The following is a 16,691-nucleotide window of genomic DNA, read 5'->3' on the forward strand; positions in this document are numbered from 1 at the left end:
TCATTTCAAGATTTTTTATGATATTTTTTTAACATGTCGCCAAAGCGTGTTACTGTTCACACATACGTGCCCAGTTACCAAAGCTTTCAATGTCCAATGCAAATTTTAACACTTATGAAGAAATCTTCCCCAGCGGCTTCTCCACCACCTTGACGTTCTTCTCTCCCAGCATCTCGCTGAGCGTCGTCACCAGCGCCTCGCCTGCCCGCACATTCCAGTTGCGCGGCAGAACCTTTTTCGCGCGCTCACGTCCCAGGTAAATGATCACGGTGTCATTTCCATCACTTGTTTTCAGGAGGTCGAGAAGTTCTTTCTCTCCCGCCAGATACGCATCCTTGTCCGCATACTGAATCCACAGCTCGCGCGGCACCTGCGAAAATGGGATAATCTGCTCGCAGATCAGTTTTCCGACCGGCTCATCGCCGACCGATGCGCGCCCGCGGATAAAGACTTTTTCATCCTTTATCAGCATATCGCGCCGTTTTTCATAATCCTTCGGGAATACCAGCACTTCCACACTTCCCGCCAGATCTTCCACCGTCAGGAACGCCATCATTTTGTTATTCCGGGTCGTCTTAACCGTTTTCTCGGTGATCATTCCGCCGATCGTCACATACGCGCCGTCGTGAACCACCGCCGAACCGGTCTCCTCATCCACAACAAAATCGGAGCTCTTCGCCGTCACATTTTTCTCCCAGGTGCCGACATATTCCTCCAGCGGATGCCCGCTGACGTAGACGCCCAGCATTTCTTTCTCGTATGCCAGATATTCTTCCCTCGAATACTCTCCGACATTCGGAAATGTGATCTGAAAACTCTTCTTGTCCTCTTCCGCTGCAAAATCAAAGAGTGACATCTGCCCTTCCATCGTATTTTTCTTCTCTTTATTCTTCTGATCGACCATCGAACCGCAGACCATACATTTCTGCTTGCGGGTTCCCGGCAGCCCGTCCATCGCACCGGATTTGATAAAGCTTTCCAATGTGCGTTTGTTGACCTCCCTGCCCGACATCCGGTCAATGAAATCTTCCAGCGAGCGGAATTTTCCATGTTCGGTCCGCTCCCGCACAATCTCATCCACCACCGACTGACCGATACTCTTGATCGCTGATAAACCATAGCGGATCGCGCCGTCCGAAACAGAGAAGCCGCCCTCGCCCTCATTGATATCCGGCGGCATGATCTTCATACCCATCTGACGGCAGCTCATGATATATTCCGATACCTTCGTAACATTATCCTTGACTGAGGTCATCAGCGCCGCCATGAATTCGACCGGATGGTAATATTTCAGATATGCCGTCTGGTAGGAGACAACCGCATACGCCGCCGCGTGCGACTTGTTGAAGGCGTATTTCGCAAAATCGATCATCTCATCGTAAATATGGTTCGCCGTCTTCTCGTCGATCCCATTCGCAATACAGCCCTTTACGCCCTCTTGTGCATTGCCGTAGACGAAATTCTGGCGTTCTTTCTCCATGACTGCCGCTTTTTTCTTTGCCATCGCACGGCGCACCAGGTCGCTTCGTCCCCAGGTATAGCCAGCCAGATCGCGCACGATCTGCATAACCTGCTCCTGATAGACGATACAGCCATAGGTCGGCGCCAGAATCGGTTCTAACTGCGGGCACTCATAGACAATCGAAGCCTTGTCATTTTTGCCTTTCAGATAACGCGGAATGAAATCCATCGGACCCGGACGATACAGGGAAATACCGGCGATCAGATCCTCCAGGTTTTCCGGCTTTAGCTCTTTCATGAATCCTTTCATGCCGGAACTCTCCAGCTGGAACACACCGTCATTTTTGCCGGTTCCAATCGAATCCAGCACCTTTTTATCGTTGTAATCGATCTTATCTATATCAAGCGGTTTTCCGGTCGTTTTCTCCACCAGGCGAACCGCATTCTGGATAACCGTCAGGGTTCTAAGACCCAGAAAATCCATTTTCAGAAGTCCCAGCTCTTCCAGCGTCGTCATCGTAAACTGGGTCGTGATCGAACCGTCAGATGCCCTGGACAACGGCACATACTCATCGACCGCCGCACGGCTGATGACAACCCCCGCCGCATGCATGGAGGTATGTCTCGGCAGCCCCTCCAGACGTTTACTCATGTCGATCAGATATTTGACCGAATCATCCGACTCATACGCCTCACGCAGATCCGGACTGGCTTTGAGCGCCTTGTCTAGCGTCATGCCGAGATCACCCGGAATCATTTTTGCGATCGCATCACACTGTGCATACGGCATATCGAGCGCGCGCCCCACGTCGCGGACGACACCCTTTGCCGCCAGCGTACCGAAGGTAACAATCTGCACGACGCGGTCTTTTCCGTATTTCCGCACGACATAGTCGATCACCTCCTGACGCCGTTCGAAACAGAAATCGACGTCGATATCGGGCATGGAAACTCGTTCCGGGTTCAGGAAACGCTCGAAAATCAGCTGATAGCGGATCGGGTCGATGTCCGTGATCTCCAGACTGTACGCGACGATACTGCCCGCCGCCGAACCACGTCCCGGACCGACCATGATACCGTTTGATTTTGCAAAATGGATAAAATCCCACACAATCAGGAAATAATCGACATATCCCATCGAATGGATAACGTCCAGCTCATACCTCAGGCGCTCCCGCAGCGTCCCATCGTCGTTCGGGTAGCGCTTGTGAAAGCCCTCCCCGCAGAGCTTCTGCAGATATTCCCAGGACGTATATCCGTCCGGGACATCATACTGCGGCAGCTTCGTCACGCCAAACTCGATCTCGACATTGCACCTCTCGGCGATCTTGTGCGTGTTGTCAAGTGCTTCCTGTGCATACGGAAACAGCGCACGCATCTCCTCCTCGGATTTGACATAGAACTGCCCGCCCTCATAGCGCATCCGGTTCTCGTCCGTGACTTTTTTGCCCGTCTGGATACAGAGCAAAATATCGTGCGATTCCACATCTTCTTTATAAATATAGTGGCAGTCGTTCGTCGCCACCAGCGGAATCTGCAGTTCCTGGCTCATCCGCATCAAGCCCTGGTTGACCGTCCGCTGCGCCGGGATGCCATGATCCTGCAATTCCAGAAAGAAATTGTCCGGTCCAAAGATATCGCGGTATTTCTGCGCCGACTTGCACGCTTCCTCATACATGCCTCTCGACAAATACCTCGGGATCTCGCCCGCCAGACACGCGCTGAGTGCAATAATGCCTTCATGGTAGGTTCTCAGCACCTCGTCATCCACACGCGGTTTATAATAAAATCCCTCGACAAAGCCCTTGGAGACGATCTTCATCAGATTCTGATAGCCGGTATTATTTTCCGCCAGCAGAATCATATGATAATAGCGATCCTCGCCGCTTCCCGCCTCCCGGTCAAAACGCGATCCGGGCGCCACATAGATCTCACAGCCGATGATCGGCTTGATCCCATTTTCCCTGGCTGCCCGGTAAAAATCGATCACGCCGTACATGACGCCGTGGTCGGTAATCGCCAGACTGTCCATCCCCAGTTCCTTCGCCCGGGCGGTCAGTTCTTTTATTTTACTCGATGCGTCAAGCAGACTGTACTCTGTATGCACATGCAGATGTGTAAATGCCACCTTTTTCCTCCCATTCAGATCTTTTAAGGGACTGCCGTTTCCCGCGAAACGACACCCCCTCATCTATCAAAGCTCTTGTTTTGTGTAACTGTTACGTCCCCTGTCTCTTTCCGAAAAACGGTCAGAAATCTGGATTTCTACTGATTGCTCAGATATTTCTCAATTCCCTCGATCGCACTCTCCTCGTCGCTGCCATCAGCCGTTACCTTTACGTGCGCGCCCTCTGCCAGTCCCAGCGTCATCATGCCCATGATGCTCTTTGCATTGACGCGTTTTTCTTCACTTTCCACATAGATGCTGCTCTCATACTGGCTTGCCACCTGCACCAGCATCGCCGCCGGACGTGCCTCCAGACCTGAACTCAAACCAATTCTGATTTCCTTACTTGTCATAATATCCTCCTCATCGAGCCCCGCTCGAAAAAAACGGCAAAATCCGCTGCCACTACTGTATCGCACGGAATTTTCCATCCGGGAAATTCCTGCCTGTAAACAATAACCTAACTTTACTCGCCCCGCTCTTCGCGGAGACTTTCAGCTACTGCACTTATCTTTCTGAGCCTGTGATTGACTCCCGATTTTCCAACTGGATGGCTCAGATTCTCCCCCAATTCCTTCAAGGTTGCATCCGGCATCTCCAGACGAACCTGTGCTACCTCTGAAAGAAGCTCCGGCAAGTAATCCAGCCCGACCGTATCACGGATGTATGTGATGTCCGCAAGCTGCTTGACTGCCGCCGAAACAGTCTTATTGATATTGGCAGTCTCGCAGTTGACCTGACGGTTGACGCTGTTTCGCATTTCTTTCAGGATCCGGATATTTTCCAGCTCCATCAATGCCACATGCGCTTCCATCAGTCCCAGAAGTTCCACAATCTGACTGCCTTCTTTTATATATACCACATAATACTTCTTTCTGACAACTATTTTCGCATCGATGTCGAATGTCAGAATCACATTCTGAAGCTGCACCGCCTTTTCAAGCGACGCGCATACGATCTCAAAATGATAAAATTTCTCCGGATCGCTTAAGGATCCGGCTGCCAGAAAAGCGCCCCGGATAAATGCCTTCTTGCAGCACGCATTCTGAATCACCAGATTCCGCACCACCGAAAGATTTTCCCCGACATTTCCCTGCGCATCCACCATCTTGACCGCCTCCAGCACCCGGAGTGCATTTTCGTGATCGCGCACCAGAAGCGTATAAGAACGGCTCTTTTTTAAAAATGCATTGCGCCGGATCGAAATGTCCGCCTTAATATTAAATGTATTTTTCAATAATGTAAAGTATTTTCGTGCAACCGCTACGTTTTCCGTGTGGATCCGTATACTGAAATGATCCTCTTCATCGATATGAATCTTACCGCAAAGGCTCAAAATCGCCGCCAGCTCTGCAATCTGGCAGTGCCTCGCCTTGCTCAGCTGATGCGACAGCTCTTCCTTTACCCGGGCTGAAAATGACAAAGTCCTCTACCTCCGTTTACCCTTTTGTCCGGTTATCCATCTCTATGTCCCGATGTTCCAGTTTAAGCCCTATTTCCGAGTGCTCCTTGAGGCGCTCATAGAGCCGGTTCGCCACCGTAACTGAACGATGCTTTCCACCGGTACATCCGACGGCTATGACAAGCTGATTCTTTCCTTCTTTTACATAGTACGGAAACAGGAAGTCAATCATGTCATAGAGTTTATCCAAAAATACATCTGCCGTCCCGCCGCGGCGCACAAAGTCCTGCACCGCCTTCTCATTGCCGGTATGGCTTCTTAAATTCTCATCATAATAAGGATTCGGCAGAAAACGGACGTCAAACACGAGATCCGCGTCCGACGGAATCCCATATTTAAAGCCAAAGCTTAAGATCGTCACAAAGAGGCTGGAAAAGCGCTCGCGCCCCATGAAAATCCGTTCCAGTTCCGCCTTGAGCTCCCGCGTCAGAAGCGTGCTGGTGTCCAGAATATAGTCCGCCCGCTTTTTCAGGAAATCGAGTTTCAGGCGCTCTTTCGCAATACCGCGGTCCAGCCGCTCTTTTCCTGCCAGCGGATGGGAACGGCGCGTTTCCTTATATCGCTTGATCAGCACCTCATCGCTGGCATCCAGAAACAGGATCTCATACGGAAACTGGATGTTATTCCAATCATTCAGCGTTCCCTCCAGCTGTGCCAGCTCGTCGCCGCTGCGGACATCGATTCCCAACGCTGCACAGCTTACCTCCCCGCTGCTGCTCTGCACCAGCTCCGCAAATTTTCCCACCAGCGGGATCGGGAGATTGTCAACACAGTAAAATCCCATGTCCTCCAGCATTTTCAGTGCCGCCGTCTTTCCGGCTCCCGACATACCGGTTACGATCACAAGCCGCATATTGTTCCTCCCTTTTCCATACTCTATATATGATATCTTAAAAGCCCAGCATCTTTACTTCCGTCTCCAGTTTCACCCCAAACTGCTCATACACGCGCTTCTGCACCGTCCCACACAGCCCCGCGATGTCCGAAGCCGTCGCATGGTCGCGGTTGATAACGAAACCACAGTGTTTCTCCGACACCTGTGCGCCGCCCTCCTGATAGCCGCGAAGTCCGGCATCTTCGATCAATTTTCCGGCGAAATAGCCCTCAGGGCGCTTAAAGGTGCTTCCGGCACTCGGATATTCCAGCGGCTGTTTTTCCCGCCGTTTGGCTGCCAGTTCATCCATCCGCACCCGGATCGCTTCCGGATCACCTTTCTCCAGACGGATCCGCGCCGATAAAACGATATATCCGCGCTCCGGGATGCAGCTGTGGCGGTAACCCAGATCCAGTTCTTCCGTTTTAAGCTCTTTTACCTCGCCGTCCGGCGTCATCACGCGCACAGATTCCAGCACATCCTTTAATTCTCCGCCGTAAGCGCCCGCATTCATGACCGCCGCGCCGCCCACGGTTCCAGGAATCCCGGCTGCAAACTCAAATCCGGTCATTCCATCTTTCTGCGCCTCCCTGGCGGCACGCGAAAGCAGCACACCGGCGCCCAGCTCATAGACGCCCGGTTCTCCCTCCGGACAGACCACCTCTGTAAACTGGCTTCCCAGAAGGATCATCACGCCCGGATAGCCCGCATCACTGACAAGCAGATTGCTTCCATTTCCTAATATGTAATACGCTTTCTCTGCCTCCCGGCACGCCGCCAGCACTGCCGCCAGCTCTTTTTCGCCCTCCGGGGTCACAAAATAGCGGGCTGGTCCACCAGCCCGAAAGGTCGTATGTGCGCTCATCGGCTCCTGCTCCCGCACGGAAGCAGCGCCGATGGCATCACAAAGTTTCTGATAAAAATTAGACATATCTATTTTCCTTTATTCATTTCATAACGGCTCCATCCCTTGCAAGTCGGGATTTCCGCACTAAATCACACGAATCAGACTGCGTGAAGCGTTCCATTAATCTCTTCTTGCCAGGTTCGCCTGTACCCGCTTGTACAGTTCTTTCGCCGCATTATATCCCATCTTCTTGGTACGATAGTTGACTGCCGCCGACTCTACGATGATTGCCAGGTTACGTCCCGGACGGATCGGAATTGAATGGCATACAATCTTGTTGCCAAGGAACTCGGTATACTGATCTTCCATGCCAAGGCGGTCATACTCCTTGTCCTTATCCCACTCCTCCAGCTTGATTACCATGTCAATCGACTGTGTATCCTTTACGCTCTCTACACCGAACAGTGTCTTGACATCGATAATGCCGATACCGCGAAGCTCGATGAAATGACGGGTAATATCCGGTGCCGAACCGATCAGGGTTTCATCGCTGACGCGGCGGATCTCGACCACATCATCGCTGACGAGACGGTGACCGCGCTTAATCAGTTCCAGCGCTGCCTCACTCTTGCCGATACCGCTCTCGCCCATAATCAGGACACCCTCGCCAAATACATCGACCAGTACGCCGTGAATGCTGATCATCGGCGCCATCTTGACGTTCAGCCAGCGGATGATCTCCGCCATCAGATCCGAAGTCGTCTTCTCCGATACCATGCACGGAACCCCATAATGGTTACACAGCTCCAGTACTTCCTCCTCCGGTGCCATGCCGCGGCTATATACCAGACATGGTATACCCGAAGACAGCAGTTTGTCAAACATTTCCCGGCGACGCTGCGGAGTCAGGGTCGAGATGTACGCATTTTCCACATAACCGATGATCTGCACACGGTCCTTGTCAAAATGGTCGAAAAATCCAGTCAGCTGCAATGCCGGACGGTTCACATCCGCATGCACCAGCATAACATTGTCCGTCTCCAGCTCCGGCGTCATATTGCGAAGCCCCATCTTATCGATCAGTTCTGTTATCGTCACTCCACCCATACTTTTGTCTCCTTTTATTTTTACTATTGTCTACATCCTATCACATCTTCCCCTGCTTGTCATCACGGAAAAATATATAGACTGCCTCGGCGGCTGCCCGGTTCATCTGTGGCGCAGCTTCCAGCTCCTCCACGCTCGCCTCCCGGACTGCTTCGATTGTCTTGAACGTCCGCATCAGAGACTTACGGCGCGCTGGTCCGATGCCCTTGATATCATCCAGCACGGAGCGCACCTGTTCCTTGCCCCGGAGACTCCGGTGGTACTCGATCGCAAACCGGTGCGCCTCGTCCTGAATCCGGGTGATCAGCTGAAATCCTTCCGAATGGCGATCGATTGGAATTTCCACATTCTGATAATACAATCCCCTCGTCCGGTGGTTATCATCCTTTACCATGCCACAGACCGGGATTTCCAGCTGAAGCTCTCTTAATACCTCCAGCGCGATATTAACCTGTCCGCGTCCGCCATCCATCATCAGCAGATCTGGAAAACGCGTAAAACTTCCCATCGCCAGATCGCCGCCCTCGGCTTGCAGTTTCTTCGTCTCCTCCAGGCCATGGGAAAACCGCCGCAGCATCACCTCGCGCATCGAAGCGTAGTCGTTCGGTCCCTGCACCGTCCGGATACGGAATTTGCGGTAATCATTGCGTTTCGGACGTCCATTTTCGTAGACAATCATCGAACCGACCGACTCAAAACCGCTGATATTGGAAATATCGTAGGCTTCTACCCGCTTGATTCCCGAAAGCCCGATCCACGATCCAATCTGATTCATCGCCCCGATCGTCCGGAGCTCCTCGCGCTTGATCTTCTCCTTATCCTGGGAGAGCACCATCTTCGCATTCTTCTCTGCCAGCTCGACCAGCCGCTCTTTCTCGCCCATCTTTGGCACGACAAAGCGCACCTTCTGTCCCCGGCGCGCCGTCAGGAAGCTGGCGATAACCTCCGCGTCCTCTAACTCCTCCTGCACCCAGATCTCATGCGGCACAAACGGCGTTCCCGCGTAAAACTGTTTGACGAAGCTGTTTAAGATTTCTGCCTTGCTCTCCGAGCCGGTCAGGTTCATATGGAAATGTTCCCGCCCAATAAGCTTGCCATCGCGCACGAAGAACACCTGCACAACCGCATCGCGCTCATCCTTCGCCATCGCGATAATATCCCGATCTTCCATGCTCTGGCTCGTAATCTTCTGCTTCTGCGCCACCTTTCTGACACTGTCAAGCAGATCCCGGTACTCAATCGCCTTCTCAAACTCCATCGTCTCGGACGCCGTCCTCATCTTTTCTTCCAGATATTTCATGACCGGCTCATACTGTCCATTTAAAAACCCGACCGCCTGCTTCACCGATTTCTGATAATCTGCCTGTGAAATATACCCCTGACATGGCGCGTCGCACTGGTGAATATGGTAATAAAGGCACGGACGGTCCTTTCCCATATCCTGCGGCAGCTTCCGGCTGCACGCCCGGATCCGGTATATCTTCCGAATCAGCTCGATTGTGTCTTTGACTGCTCCCGCGCTCGTAAAAGGACCAAAATACTTATTTTTATCCTTTTTCATCTGGCGTGAAAACAAGATCCGCGGGTACTCCTCCGAAGCCGTCACCTTGATGTACGGGTACGTCTTGTCATCCTTGAGCATCGTATTGTAGCGTGGGCGGTGCTCTTTGATCAGGTTGCACTCCAGCACCAGCGCTTCCAGCTCCGAATCCGTCACGATATACTCAAAACGTGCTATCTTCGAGACCATCTGCTTGATCTTCGCCGTCTTATCCCGGCTGCTCTGGAAATATTGACGGACTCGGTTTTTCAGGCTGATCGCCTTGCCGACATAGATGATCGCGTCCTTCGCATCGTGCATAATATAAACACCCGGCTGCCCCGGCAGTTTTTTCAGTTCTTCTTCTATTTGAAACATCTCAAACCATCCTGTTTTCTAATCTGCTGCCACCACGTTTTCTTACGGCACTTTCGGTTCCAAAAGTACCTACCCGTGAACAGTTACCCAGACTCTTCTGCCAGACAGCCGCTCACTTTCCATACCGCAGGCGCGGTGCATCGTACCTCTGCTGCATCCGGATGCACTGACGGATCGCGTCAAGCTCTTCCTCCACGCTTCCACCGACCGGATTCATATCCAGACAGAAGCAGAGACTGTCGAGATCCCGCTTGGCCACCTTGCCGCTCATTCTCTGGAGCACTTCCAGCCTGCCCTCGGTCGTTTCCTGATCTAGAAATTCTGCCACAAGCGGATGCAGCTCCGGTTCCTCCTGCGGTATGTCCCAGGAATGAGTGGCTGCGTCAGACATTTTCGAACGGCGTACACCTTCATTTACGACATGAGTCGTTCTGGTTGTCCTTATTTCCTGCTGTTTCGAATTTTCCCACGGACCCGCCGCAATCCGCTCAAACCGGTATCTCTGCGCCGCTTCCGGATATTTTACCCGATCTACCTCTTCCATAAACATAGAAAGCGGTCTAACCCAGACGCCATATTCTCCATAGAGCGCCTGATAGACAACCATCTTTTCCCCCGTTTCCGAGTGGGTCGCCACCGCCAGAATCTGATATTCTTTATTTTTAAAATGCCGGTACCGCTCGCCCGGCTTTGGAATTTCCCGCATGAATGCTGATACCTCCTTAAAACATCTCGCTAAGTGTTCACATTATATCACGATTCGCCGTTCGCCTTAAATCTGCAAGCAGCTTTCTGGCTCACTTGCGCTCATTAATCATAAGAACGTATTCTCCCCCGGCCACTCACGAACCCGCGCTATCGCGCTCCACCGCCCTGCTTCGCATGGCTGTTCGTTCGTTAATGGCGCAAGAAAAGAATATGTCTGCTTCGCAGCCGCATTCTTTTCTTCTGCGCTCATTATATCACATTTTGTATGCCCTTTTCTGTTTTTTATCAATTTACATCCAGATTTTCTTTCCTCCATCCCCATCGCCTGTACACAAAAATTTTCGCCAGAAAATATTACATTTCCGAAAACCAAATCCGTCATTTTTCCGATTTTAAAATTTTTTTATTTTTCCTCTACTCAAATAGACTTTTTTGTAGGATAATAGTACTAATTGTGATTCTTTGCGGTCTGCTGTGCTGCGTTCATTTCACACAAAGAGCATCGACATAAACAACTGCGAATGGCAGTCTGTGCCGGACATGGACTGTGACCTGGCGGCGCAATCATCCATACAAACATATGATTTTCATCCCACCAGATGGAAACCGGCATCTGCCCCCACCGCGATACCGGTATTCTGTGCGGGACGAAACTAAGAACGGAGGATTAGATGAAAATCGGTTTTGACAACAACAAATACCTGAAAATGCAGTCGGAACATATCCGTGAGCGTATCAACCAGTTCGGTGATAAGCTCTACCTCGAATTTGGCGGAAAACTGTTCGATGACTACCACGCATCCCGGGTTCTTCCGGGCTTTGCACCTGACAGCAAGCTGCGGATGCTTCTGCAGTTAGCGGATCAGGCGGAGATCGTCATCGTCATCAGTGCTGCGGATATCGAGAAAAACAAAGTACGTTCCGACCTCGGCATTACTTACGACGTAGACGTACTCCGTCTGATTCAATCCTTTACCGACAAGGGACTCTATGTTGGAAGCGTTGTAATCACCCACTATTCCGGGCAGAACACTGCGGATGTCTTCAAACACAAGCTCGAATCCATGGGCATCAAGGTTTACCGCCACTACACCATCGACGGTTATCCGGGCAATGTTCCGCTGATCGTCAGCGATGAAGGTTATGGTAAAAATGATTACATTGAAACCAAACGTCCACTCGTTGTTGTCACCGCGCCGGGACCGGGAAGCGGAAAAATGGCAACCTGCCTTTCCCAGCTCTACCACGAGAACAAACGCGGCGTCAAGGCTGGATATGCCAAATTTGAGACCTTCCCGATCTGGAATATCCCGTTAAAGCACCCGGTCAACCTGGCATACGAGGCAGCGACCGCTGACTTAAACGATGTCAACATGATCGATCCGTTCCATCTGGAGGCTTATGGTGTGACAACGGTCAACTACAACCGTGACATCGAGATTTTCCCGGTTCTGAGCGCTATTTTCGAGGGAATCTACGGCGAGAACCCGTACAAATCCCCGACTGATATGGGCGTCAACATGGCAGGAAACTGCATCATTGACGACGAAGCCTGCTGCGAGGCATCCCGTCAGGAAATCCTGCGCCGCTACTATCAGGCATTAAACCGCGTTGTCAAAGAGGATGTCGGCAAAGAGGAAGTTTATAAGATCGAACTTCTGATGAAGCAGGCAAAACTGACCACCGATATGCGCAAGGTTGTTCCGGCTGCCCTGAAACGCGCCGAAGAAACCGGTGCTCCGGCTGCTGCCATCGAACTTCCGAACGGAACCATCGCCACCGGAAAGACAACCAACCTGCTCGGCGCTTCCGCTGCCCTGCTTCTGAATGCTGTCAAGGTACTTGGCAATATTCCGCACGATGAGCACCTGATCTCCCCGATCGCGATCGAGCCGATCCAGAAGCTGAAAGTCGAGTACCTCGGAAGCCGCAACCCGCGTCTCCACACCGATGAAGTTCTGATCGCGCTGTCCATGTGCGCCGCTACCAACAAACACGCACAGATCGCCCTGGAACAGCTCGAAAAACTGCGCGGCTGCCAGGTTCACACCTCCGTCATGCTGTCGGAGGTTGATATTAAGACCTTCAAACGTCTCGGCATCGAACTGACCTCCGAGCCAGTATATGAGCACAACCGCCTGTACCAATAATTGAAATAATCCCATATAAAAAAGAATGTGCCGCGGAGCGCTTTTTTGTCATAGGACGAAGTTTCCTATGGCAAAATAAATAACGGCTGTATCTCAGCAATGTGTACTCATAGATTTTTCAATATATGAATTCACATTGCTGAAATACAGCCGTTCTATTTACTGTATAAATATTTCTTTTATGCTATACATCACTTTTATTTCCGGTCGAACGAGCTTCCACCGCGCATCTCATCCTCATTTGGACTCTCTGCTGCTACAGCTTCTGCCGATTCCGGTGCTTCATCCGCCAGTTTTGCTTCCAGATTCTGCTGGTTCTGTGGGTCTTCCGCGTTCGTTTCTTCCGCAGTCTTTATCGGCTGAACCTCATCGCCTGTCTTCGCAGCCTCCGGCATCTCAATCCGGCTCTCGCCTTCCTGTTTCTTTTCCTCCAGCTCCGGGATTCCCTTTACCTCATGGAAAATCTTCATGAACTCTTTACCGGTGATCGTCTCTTTCTCAATCAGGAACGCCGCAATCTTATCAAGCGCCTCGCGGTTTTCACTCAGCAGGCGTTTCGCCTCCTCATAAGAAACCTTCAAAATATGCATGACTTCCTTGTCAATCTCTGCCGCCGTCATATCACTGCAATTCAGGACAGTTCTCCCGTTCAGGTACTGATTTTCCTGGCTTTCCAGCCCCATCAGACCGAACTTCTTGGACATACCGTACTGGGTTACCATCGCACGCGCGATCCGGGTTGCTTTTTCAATATCATTTGACGCACCTGTCGTTACCGTATCAAAAACGATCTCCTCAGCCGCACGTCCGCCTAAAAATCCGACCAGCATCGCGCGGATTTCCTTCTCGGTATTTAAGTACTTCTCTTCCTCCGGCACCTGCATGACATAGCCAAGCGCCCCCATGGTACGCGGCACAATCGTGATCTTCTGTACCGGCTCCGAGTCCTTCTGCAGGGCGCTGACCAGCGCATGACCCACCTCATGATACGAAACAATCTGGCGCTCTTCCTGGCTCAAGATGCGGTCTTTCTTCTCTTTGCCGACCAGAACCAGCTCAACTGCCTCAAATAAATCCTTCTGGGAAACGGCTTTCCTGCCATTCTTAACGGCTGTGATCGCCGCCTCGTTCATCATATTGGCTAGATCCGCACCTACAGCGCCAGATGTCGCCAGCGCGATCTCCTCGAAATCAACCGTCTCATCCAGTTTTACATCCTTGGAATGTACCTTTAAAATCTGCACACGCCCCTTTAAATCCGGCTTATCCACGATAATCCGGCGGTCAAAACGTCCCGGGCGAAGTAGCGCCGGATCCAGAATCTCCGGGCGGTTCGTCGCCGCCATGACTAAAAGACCCTTGGAGGAATCAAATCCATCCATCTCCGAAAGGAGCTGGTTTAACGTCTGCTCACGTTCATCGTTGCCGCCCAGACGGGAATCACGACTTTTACCGATCGCATCCACCTCATCGATGAAAATGATACACGGAGCCGACTGCTGCGCCTGCTTGAACAGGTCACGCACACGGGATGCGCCGACGCCGACAAACATTTCCACAAAATCTGAACCGGACAGAGAGAAAAACGGAACCTTCGCCTCTCCAGCTACTGCCTTGGCAAGAAGTGTTTTACCGGTTCCTGGCGGTCCGACTAACAACGCACCCTTCGGCAGTTTCGCACCAATCTTCGTATATTTTCCCGGGTTATGCAGGAAATCAACAATCTCCGTCAGAGACTCCTTCGCCTCATCCTCGCCTGCCACATCCTTGAACGTAACACCGGTCTCTTTCTGTACATATACTTTGGCATTGCTCTTGCCGACACCCATTATGCCGCCTCCGCCGCCCATGCGCTTCATCATCATATTGAAAATGACGAACATCGCTGCAATCGGAAGCACCCACTCAAGCAGAAGCATGATAATACTGCCTGTCGCGTCCACTTCTGCCTGTTCATAGGTCGTAACACCAGCTTCATCCAGCTTCTTCTCCAAATCCGGATCGTTGATCGGAATCGTGTAGTACTCCATTCCTACCAGATTTCCGTATTTGCCCTGGCTGCCGCCATATTTCTTCGAATCTTCCTTCGGCGTGATCTGAATCTTTCCATTGCCAATCACAACCGATTCTACCTCGTGATCCTTAAGCATCTGATTAAACTCGCTGTACGGCATCTTGTGCGTGCGGCTGCCCTGCCAGAGGTTGTGCATCATCGCCACGCAGAGAAGCGTAAACAGCATCGTCATGATCAGCACTGCATAATTCTGACCGCGGGGATTTTTTCCATTTTTATTCTGGTTTCCCTTATTATCCATACACTTTCTCCATTCTGTGTCACTGTACATCCGGAATCTGCCACATCAGGTTACTCAAAAGCTCCTCTAAATCTGCCGCATCTGCTTCTCATCCGGCTTCATGCCCGCTTTTCTTCCCCGTCAGCGCACAAATTTCTGCGTACTCTTATCCATTATAGTGGCAGATTGCCTATAAATCAAGAAGTGAAAATATTAAAAACTTGTGAACTCCTTATAAAATATAGGTGTTTTCTCTGCATATATGAAATGCCATCAAAATCATCCGCTGTGTAGCTCTTCCCGATACAGTTACCTCGTCACAGTTATTCGAAAAATTGCTTTTTCAAAAGTCCCTATTTACATTTGTGTGTCTGATGTATCAACAGTATAATGATACATTTCACGAATTGCGTATGCAATTAGAAAATCAAGTAGTCCAAAGTCCATAAAATGAAATTTTAGGGCAAATTACAGACATTGGCTTGGCTGTAGTATTTTTAAACAACGTGTGTTAGACTACTGTTATACAAATCGGGATTGACCGAACTCTTTGAGAAAAATAGGAGGAAGCAGCTTTTTATGTTGTACTTAAAATCAGCTAATTTGGAAGATATTGAAAAGGAATACGAATTTATTACTAATACCCCTTCCAATGAAAATGGATTTACGAATTTTGCGTCTGGATGTTCAAGAAAGGAATTTGAAATAAAAATATTACCTGGTTATATTAATGCTGAAAAGGGAATTGATCTGGCTGATGGATGGGTTCCAGAAACGGATTTTTTCTTATGGGATGATGAGAAAATAGTAGGATTATTTCGCGTGCGTCATTACCTTACTCCTGCACTTGCAAACGGAGGAGGCCATATAGGATATGGAATAAAGAAAGAATTCAGAGGCAAGGGATACGCCTCGGAAGGGTTGAGATTGACAATCGAAAAAGCCTGGCACATTATTAAAGAAGACGAAATATATATGTCTGTTCATAGGGATAATATGGCATCTTTGCGTGTGCAGATTAAAAATGGGGCCTATATTCATCACCAAGATGAAAAAGAGTTTTATACCAGAATAAAACGATAAATTCCCGTTTATTGGGAAGTCACAGAGAACGAAAAATCGGAAGTTGGAGGATACACGCATGAAAATTGTAATCATTAATGGAAGTGCCAGAAAAGGAAATACGCTGGCAGCAATCAATGCATTTATAAAAGGAGCGTCAGAAAAGAATAAAATTGAAATCATTGAACCCGACAAACTCAACATTGCACCATGCAAGGGATGTGGTGTCTGTCAATGCTCTAAGGGATGCGTCGACAAGGATGATACAAATTCTACAATTGATAAAATTGCTGCCGCAGATATGATTCTTTTTGCTACACCAGTTTATTGGTGGGGAATGTCAGCACAATTGAAACTTATCATTGATAAGTGCTACTGCCGTGGATTGCAGTTAAAAAACAAAAAAGTTGGCACAATTGTTGTAGGTGGTTCTCCCGTAGGCAGTATCCAGTATGAGCTGATTGATAAGCAGTTTGACTGTATGGCAAAATATCTTTCATGGGATATGCTTTTCAAAAAATCATATTACGCAACAGCCAGAGATGAACTTGAAAAAAATAAGGATTCCATGAACGAACTTGAGTGGATCGGAAAAAATTTATAAAGCACACACCAAATTCCAGTTTGTCAATTACAGGTGA

At 50.1% G+C, this 16,691-nt stretch carries 12 protein-coding genes; 3 read left to right on the top strand and 9 right to left on the bottom strand.

The window, feature by feature from the left end:
* Positions 1 to 112: 112 nt before the first annotated feature.
* The 8 genes from DXB70_RS13440 to DXB70_RS13475 all read right to left on the bottom strand — a co-directional run bounded on the left by DXB70_RS13440 (position 113) and on the right by DXB70_RS13475 (position 10,542).
* Entirely contained in the window at positions 113 to 3,589 is a 3,477-nt protein-coding gene (locus DXB70_RS13440; protein ID WP_118673465.1) for a DNA polymerase III subunit alpha, read from the bottom strand.
* Positions 3,590 to 3,726: 137 nt separating this feature from the next.
* Positions 3,727 to 3,981, bottom strand: a complete 255-nt coding sequence (locus tag DXB70_RS13445; RefSeq protein WP_107001048.1) for an HPr family phosphocarrier protein — start codon at positions 3,979 to 3,981, stop codon at positions 3,727 to 3,729.
* 113 nt (positions 3,982 to 4,094) lie between these two features.
* Complete coding sequence (gene whiA / locus DXB70_RS13450) at positions 4,095 to 5,051, bottom strand: DNA-binding protein WhiA (RefSeq protein WP_022359301.1); 957 nt, start codon at positions 5,049 to 5,051, stop codon at positions 4,095 to 4,097.
* A gap of 16 nt (positions 5,052 to 5,067) precedes the next feature.
* Complete coding sequence (rapZ, locus tag DXB70_RS13455) at positions 5,068 to 5,943, bottom strand: RNase adapter RapZ (protein ID WP_022359300.1); 876 nt, start codon at positions 5,941 to 5,943, stop codon at positions 5,068 to 5,070.
* 37 nt (positions 5,944 to 5,980) lie between these two features.
* Positions 5,981 to 6,895, bottom strand: a complete 915-nt coding sequence (gene murB / locus DXB70_RS13460) for a UDP-N-acetylmuramate dehydrogenase (protein ID WP_118467291.1) — start codon at positions 6,893 to 6,895, stop codon at positions 5,981 to 5,983.
* A 96-nt stretch (positions 6,896 to 6,991) separates the two neighbouring features.
* Positions 6,992 to 7,918 (bottom strand): HPr(Ser) kinase/phosphatase, encoded by a 927-nt coding sequence (hprK, locus tag DXB70_RS13465; protein WP_022359298.1) that lies wholly within the window; start codon positions 7,916 to 7,918, stop codon positions 6,992 to 6,994.
* A 40-nt stretch (positions 7,919 to 7,958) separates the two neighbouring features.
* Positions 7,959 to 9,836: an excinuclease ABC subunit UvrC gene (uvrC, locus tag DXB70_RS13470; protein WP_118673466.1), complete on the bottom strand. Its 1,878-nt coding sequence runs from the start codon at positions 9,834 to 9,836 to the stop codon at positions 7,959 to 7,961.
* 112 nt (positions 9,837 to 9,948) lie between these two features.
* Entirely contained in the window at positions 9,949 to 10,542 is a 594-nt protein-coding gene (locus DXB70_RS13475; protein ID WP_118471994.1) for a DUF1653 domain-containing protein, read from the bottom strand.
* Between the two features lie 673 nt (positions 10,543 to 11,215).
* On the opposite strand from DXB70_RS13475, the gene DXB70_RS13485 reads away from it, so the two are divergent.
* Positions 11,216 to 12,694 carry a DUF1846 domain-containing protein gene (locus DXB70_RS13485; RefSeq protein ID WP_118492346.1) on the top strand — a complete coding sequence of 493 codons (1,479 nt, stop codon included), beginning with the start codon at positions 11,216 to 11,218 and terminating at the stop codon, positions 12,692 to 12,694.
* A gap of 197 nt (positions 12,695 to 12,891) precedes the next feature.
* On the opposite strand, the gene ftsH is transcribed toward DXB70_RS13485, so the two are convergent.
* Complete coding sequence (gene ftsH / locus DXB70_RS13490; protein WP_118467287.1) at positions 12,892 to 15,009, bottom strand: ATP-dependent zinc metalloprotease FtsH; 2,118 nt, start codon at positions 15,007 to 15,009, stop codon at positions 12,892 to 12,894.
* Positions 15,010 to 15,567: 558 nt separating this feature from the next.
* Between ftsH and DXB70_RS13495 the strand changes: the two genes are divergently transcribed.
* Together DXB70_RS13495 and DXB70_RS13500 are read left to right on the top strand one after the other, a co-directional pair.
* Positions 15,568 to 16,071 (top strand): GNAT family N-acetyltransferase, encoded by a 504-nt coding sequence (locus tag DXB70_RS13495; RefSeq protein ID WP_107001054.1) that lies wholly within the window; start codon positions 15,568 to 15,570, stop codon positions 16,069 to 16,071.
* 58 nt (positions 16,072 to 16,129) lie between these two features.
* Complete coding sequence (locus DXB70_RS13500) at positions 16,130 to 16,654, top strand: flavodoxin family protein (protein ID WP_055176454.1); 525 nt, start codon at positions 16,130 to 16,132, stop codon at positions 16,652 to 16,654.
* Positions 16,655 to 16,691 lie beyond the last annotated feature (37 nt).

The organism is Clostridium sp. OM05-5BH (assembly GCF_003481505.1).
Classification (GTDB): Bacteria; Bacillota; Clostridia; order Lachnospirales; family Lachnospiraceae; genus Otoolea; species Otoolea fessa.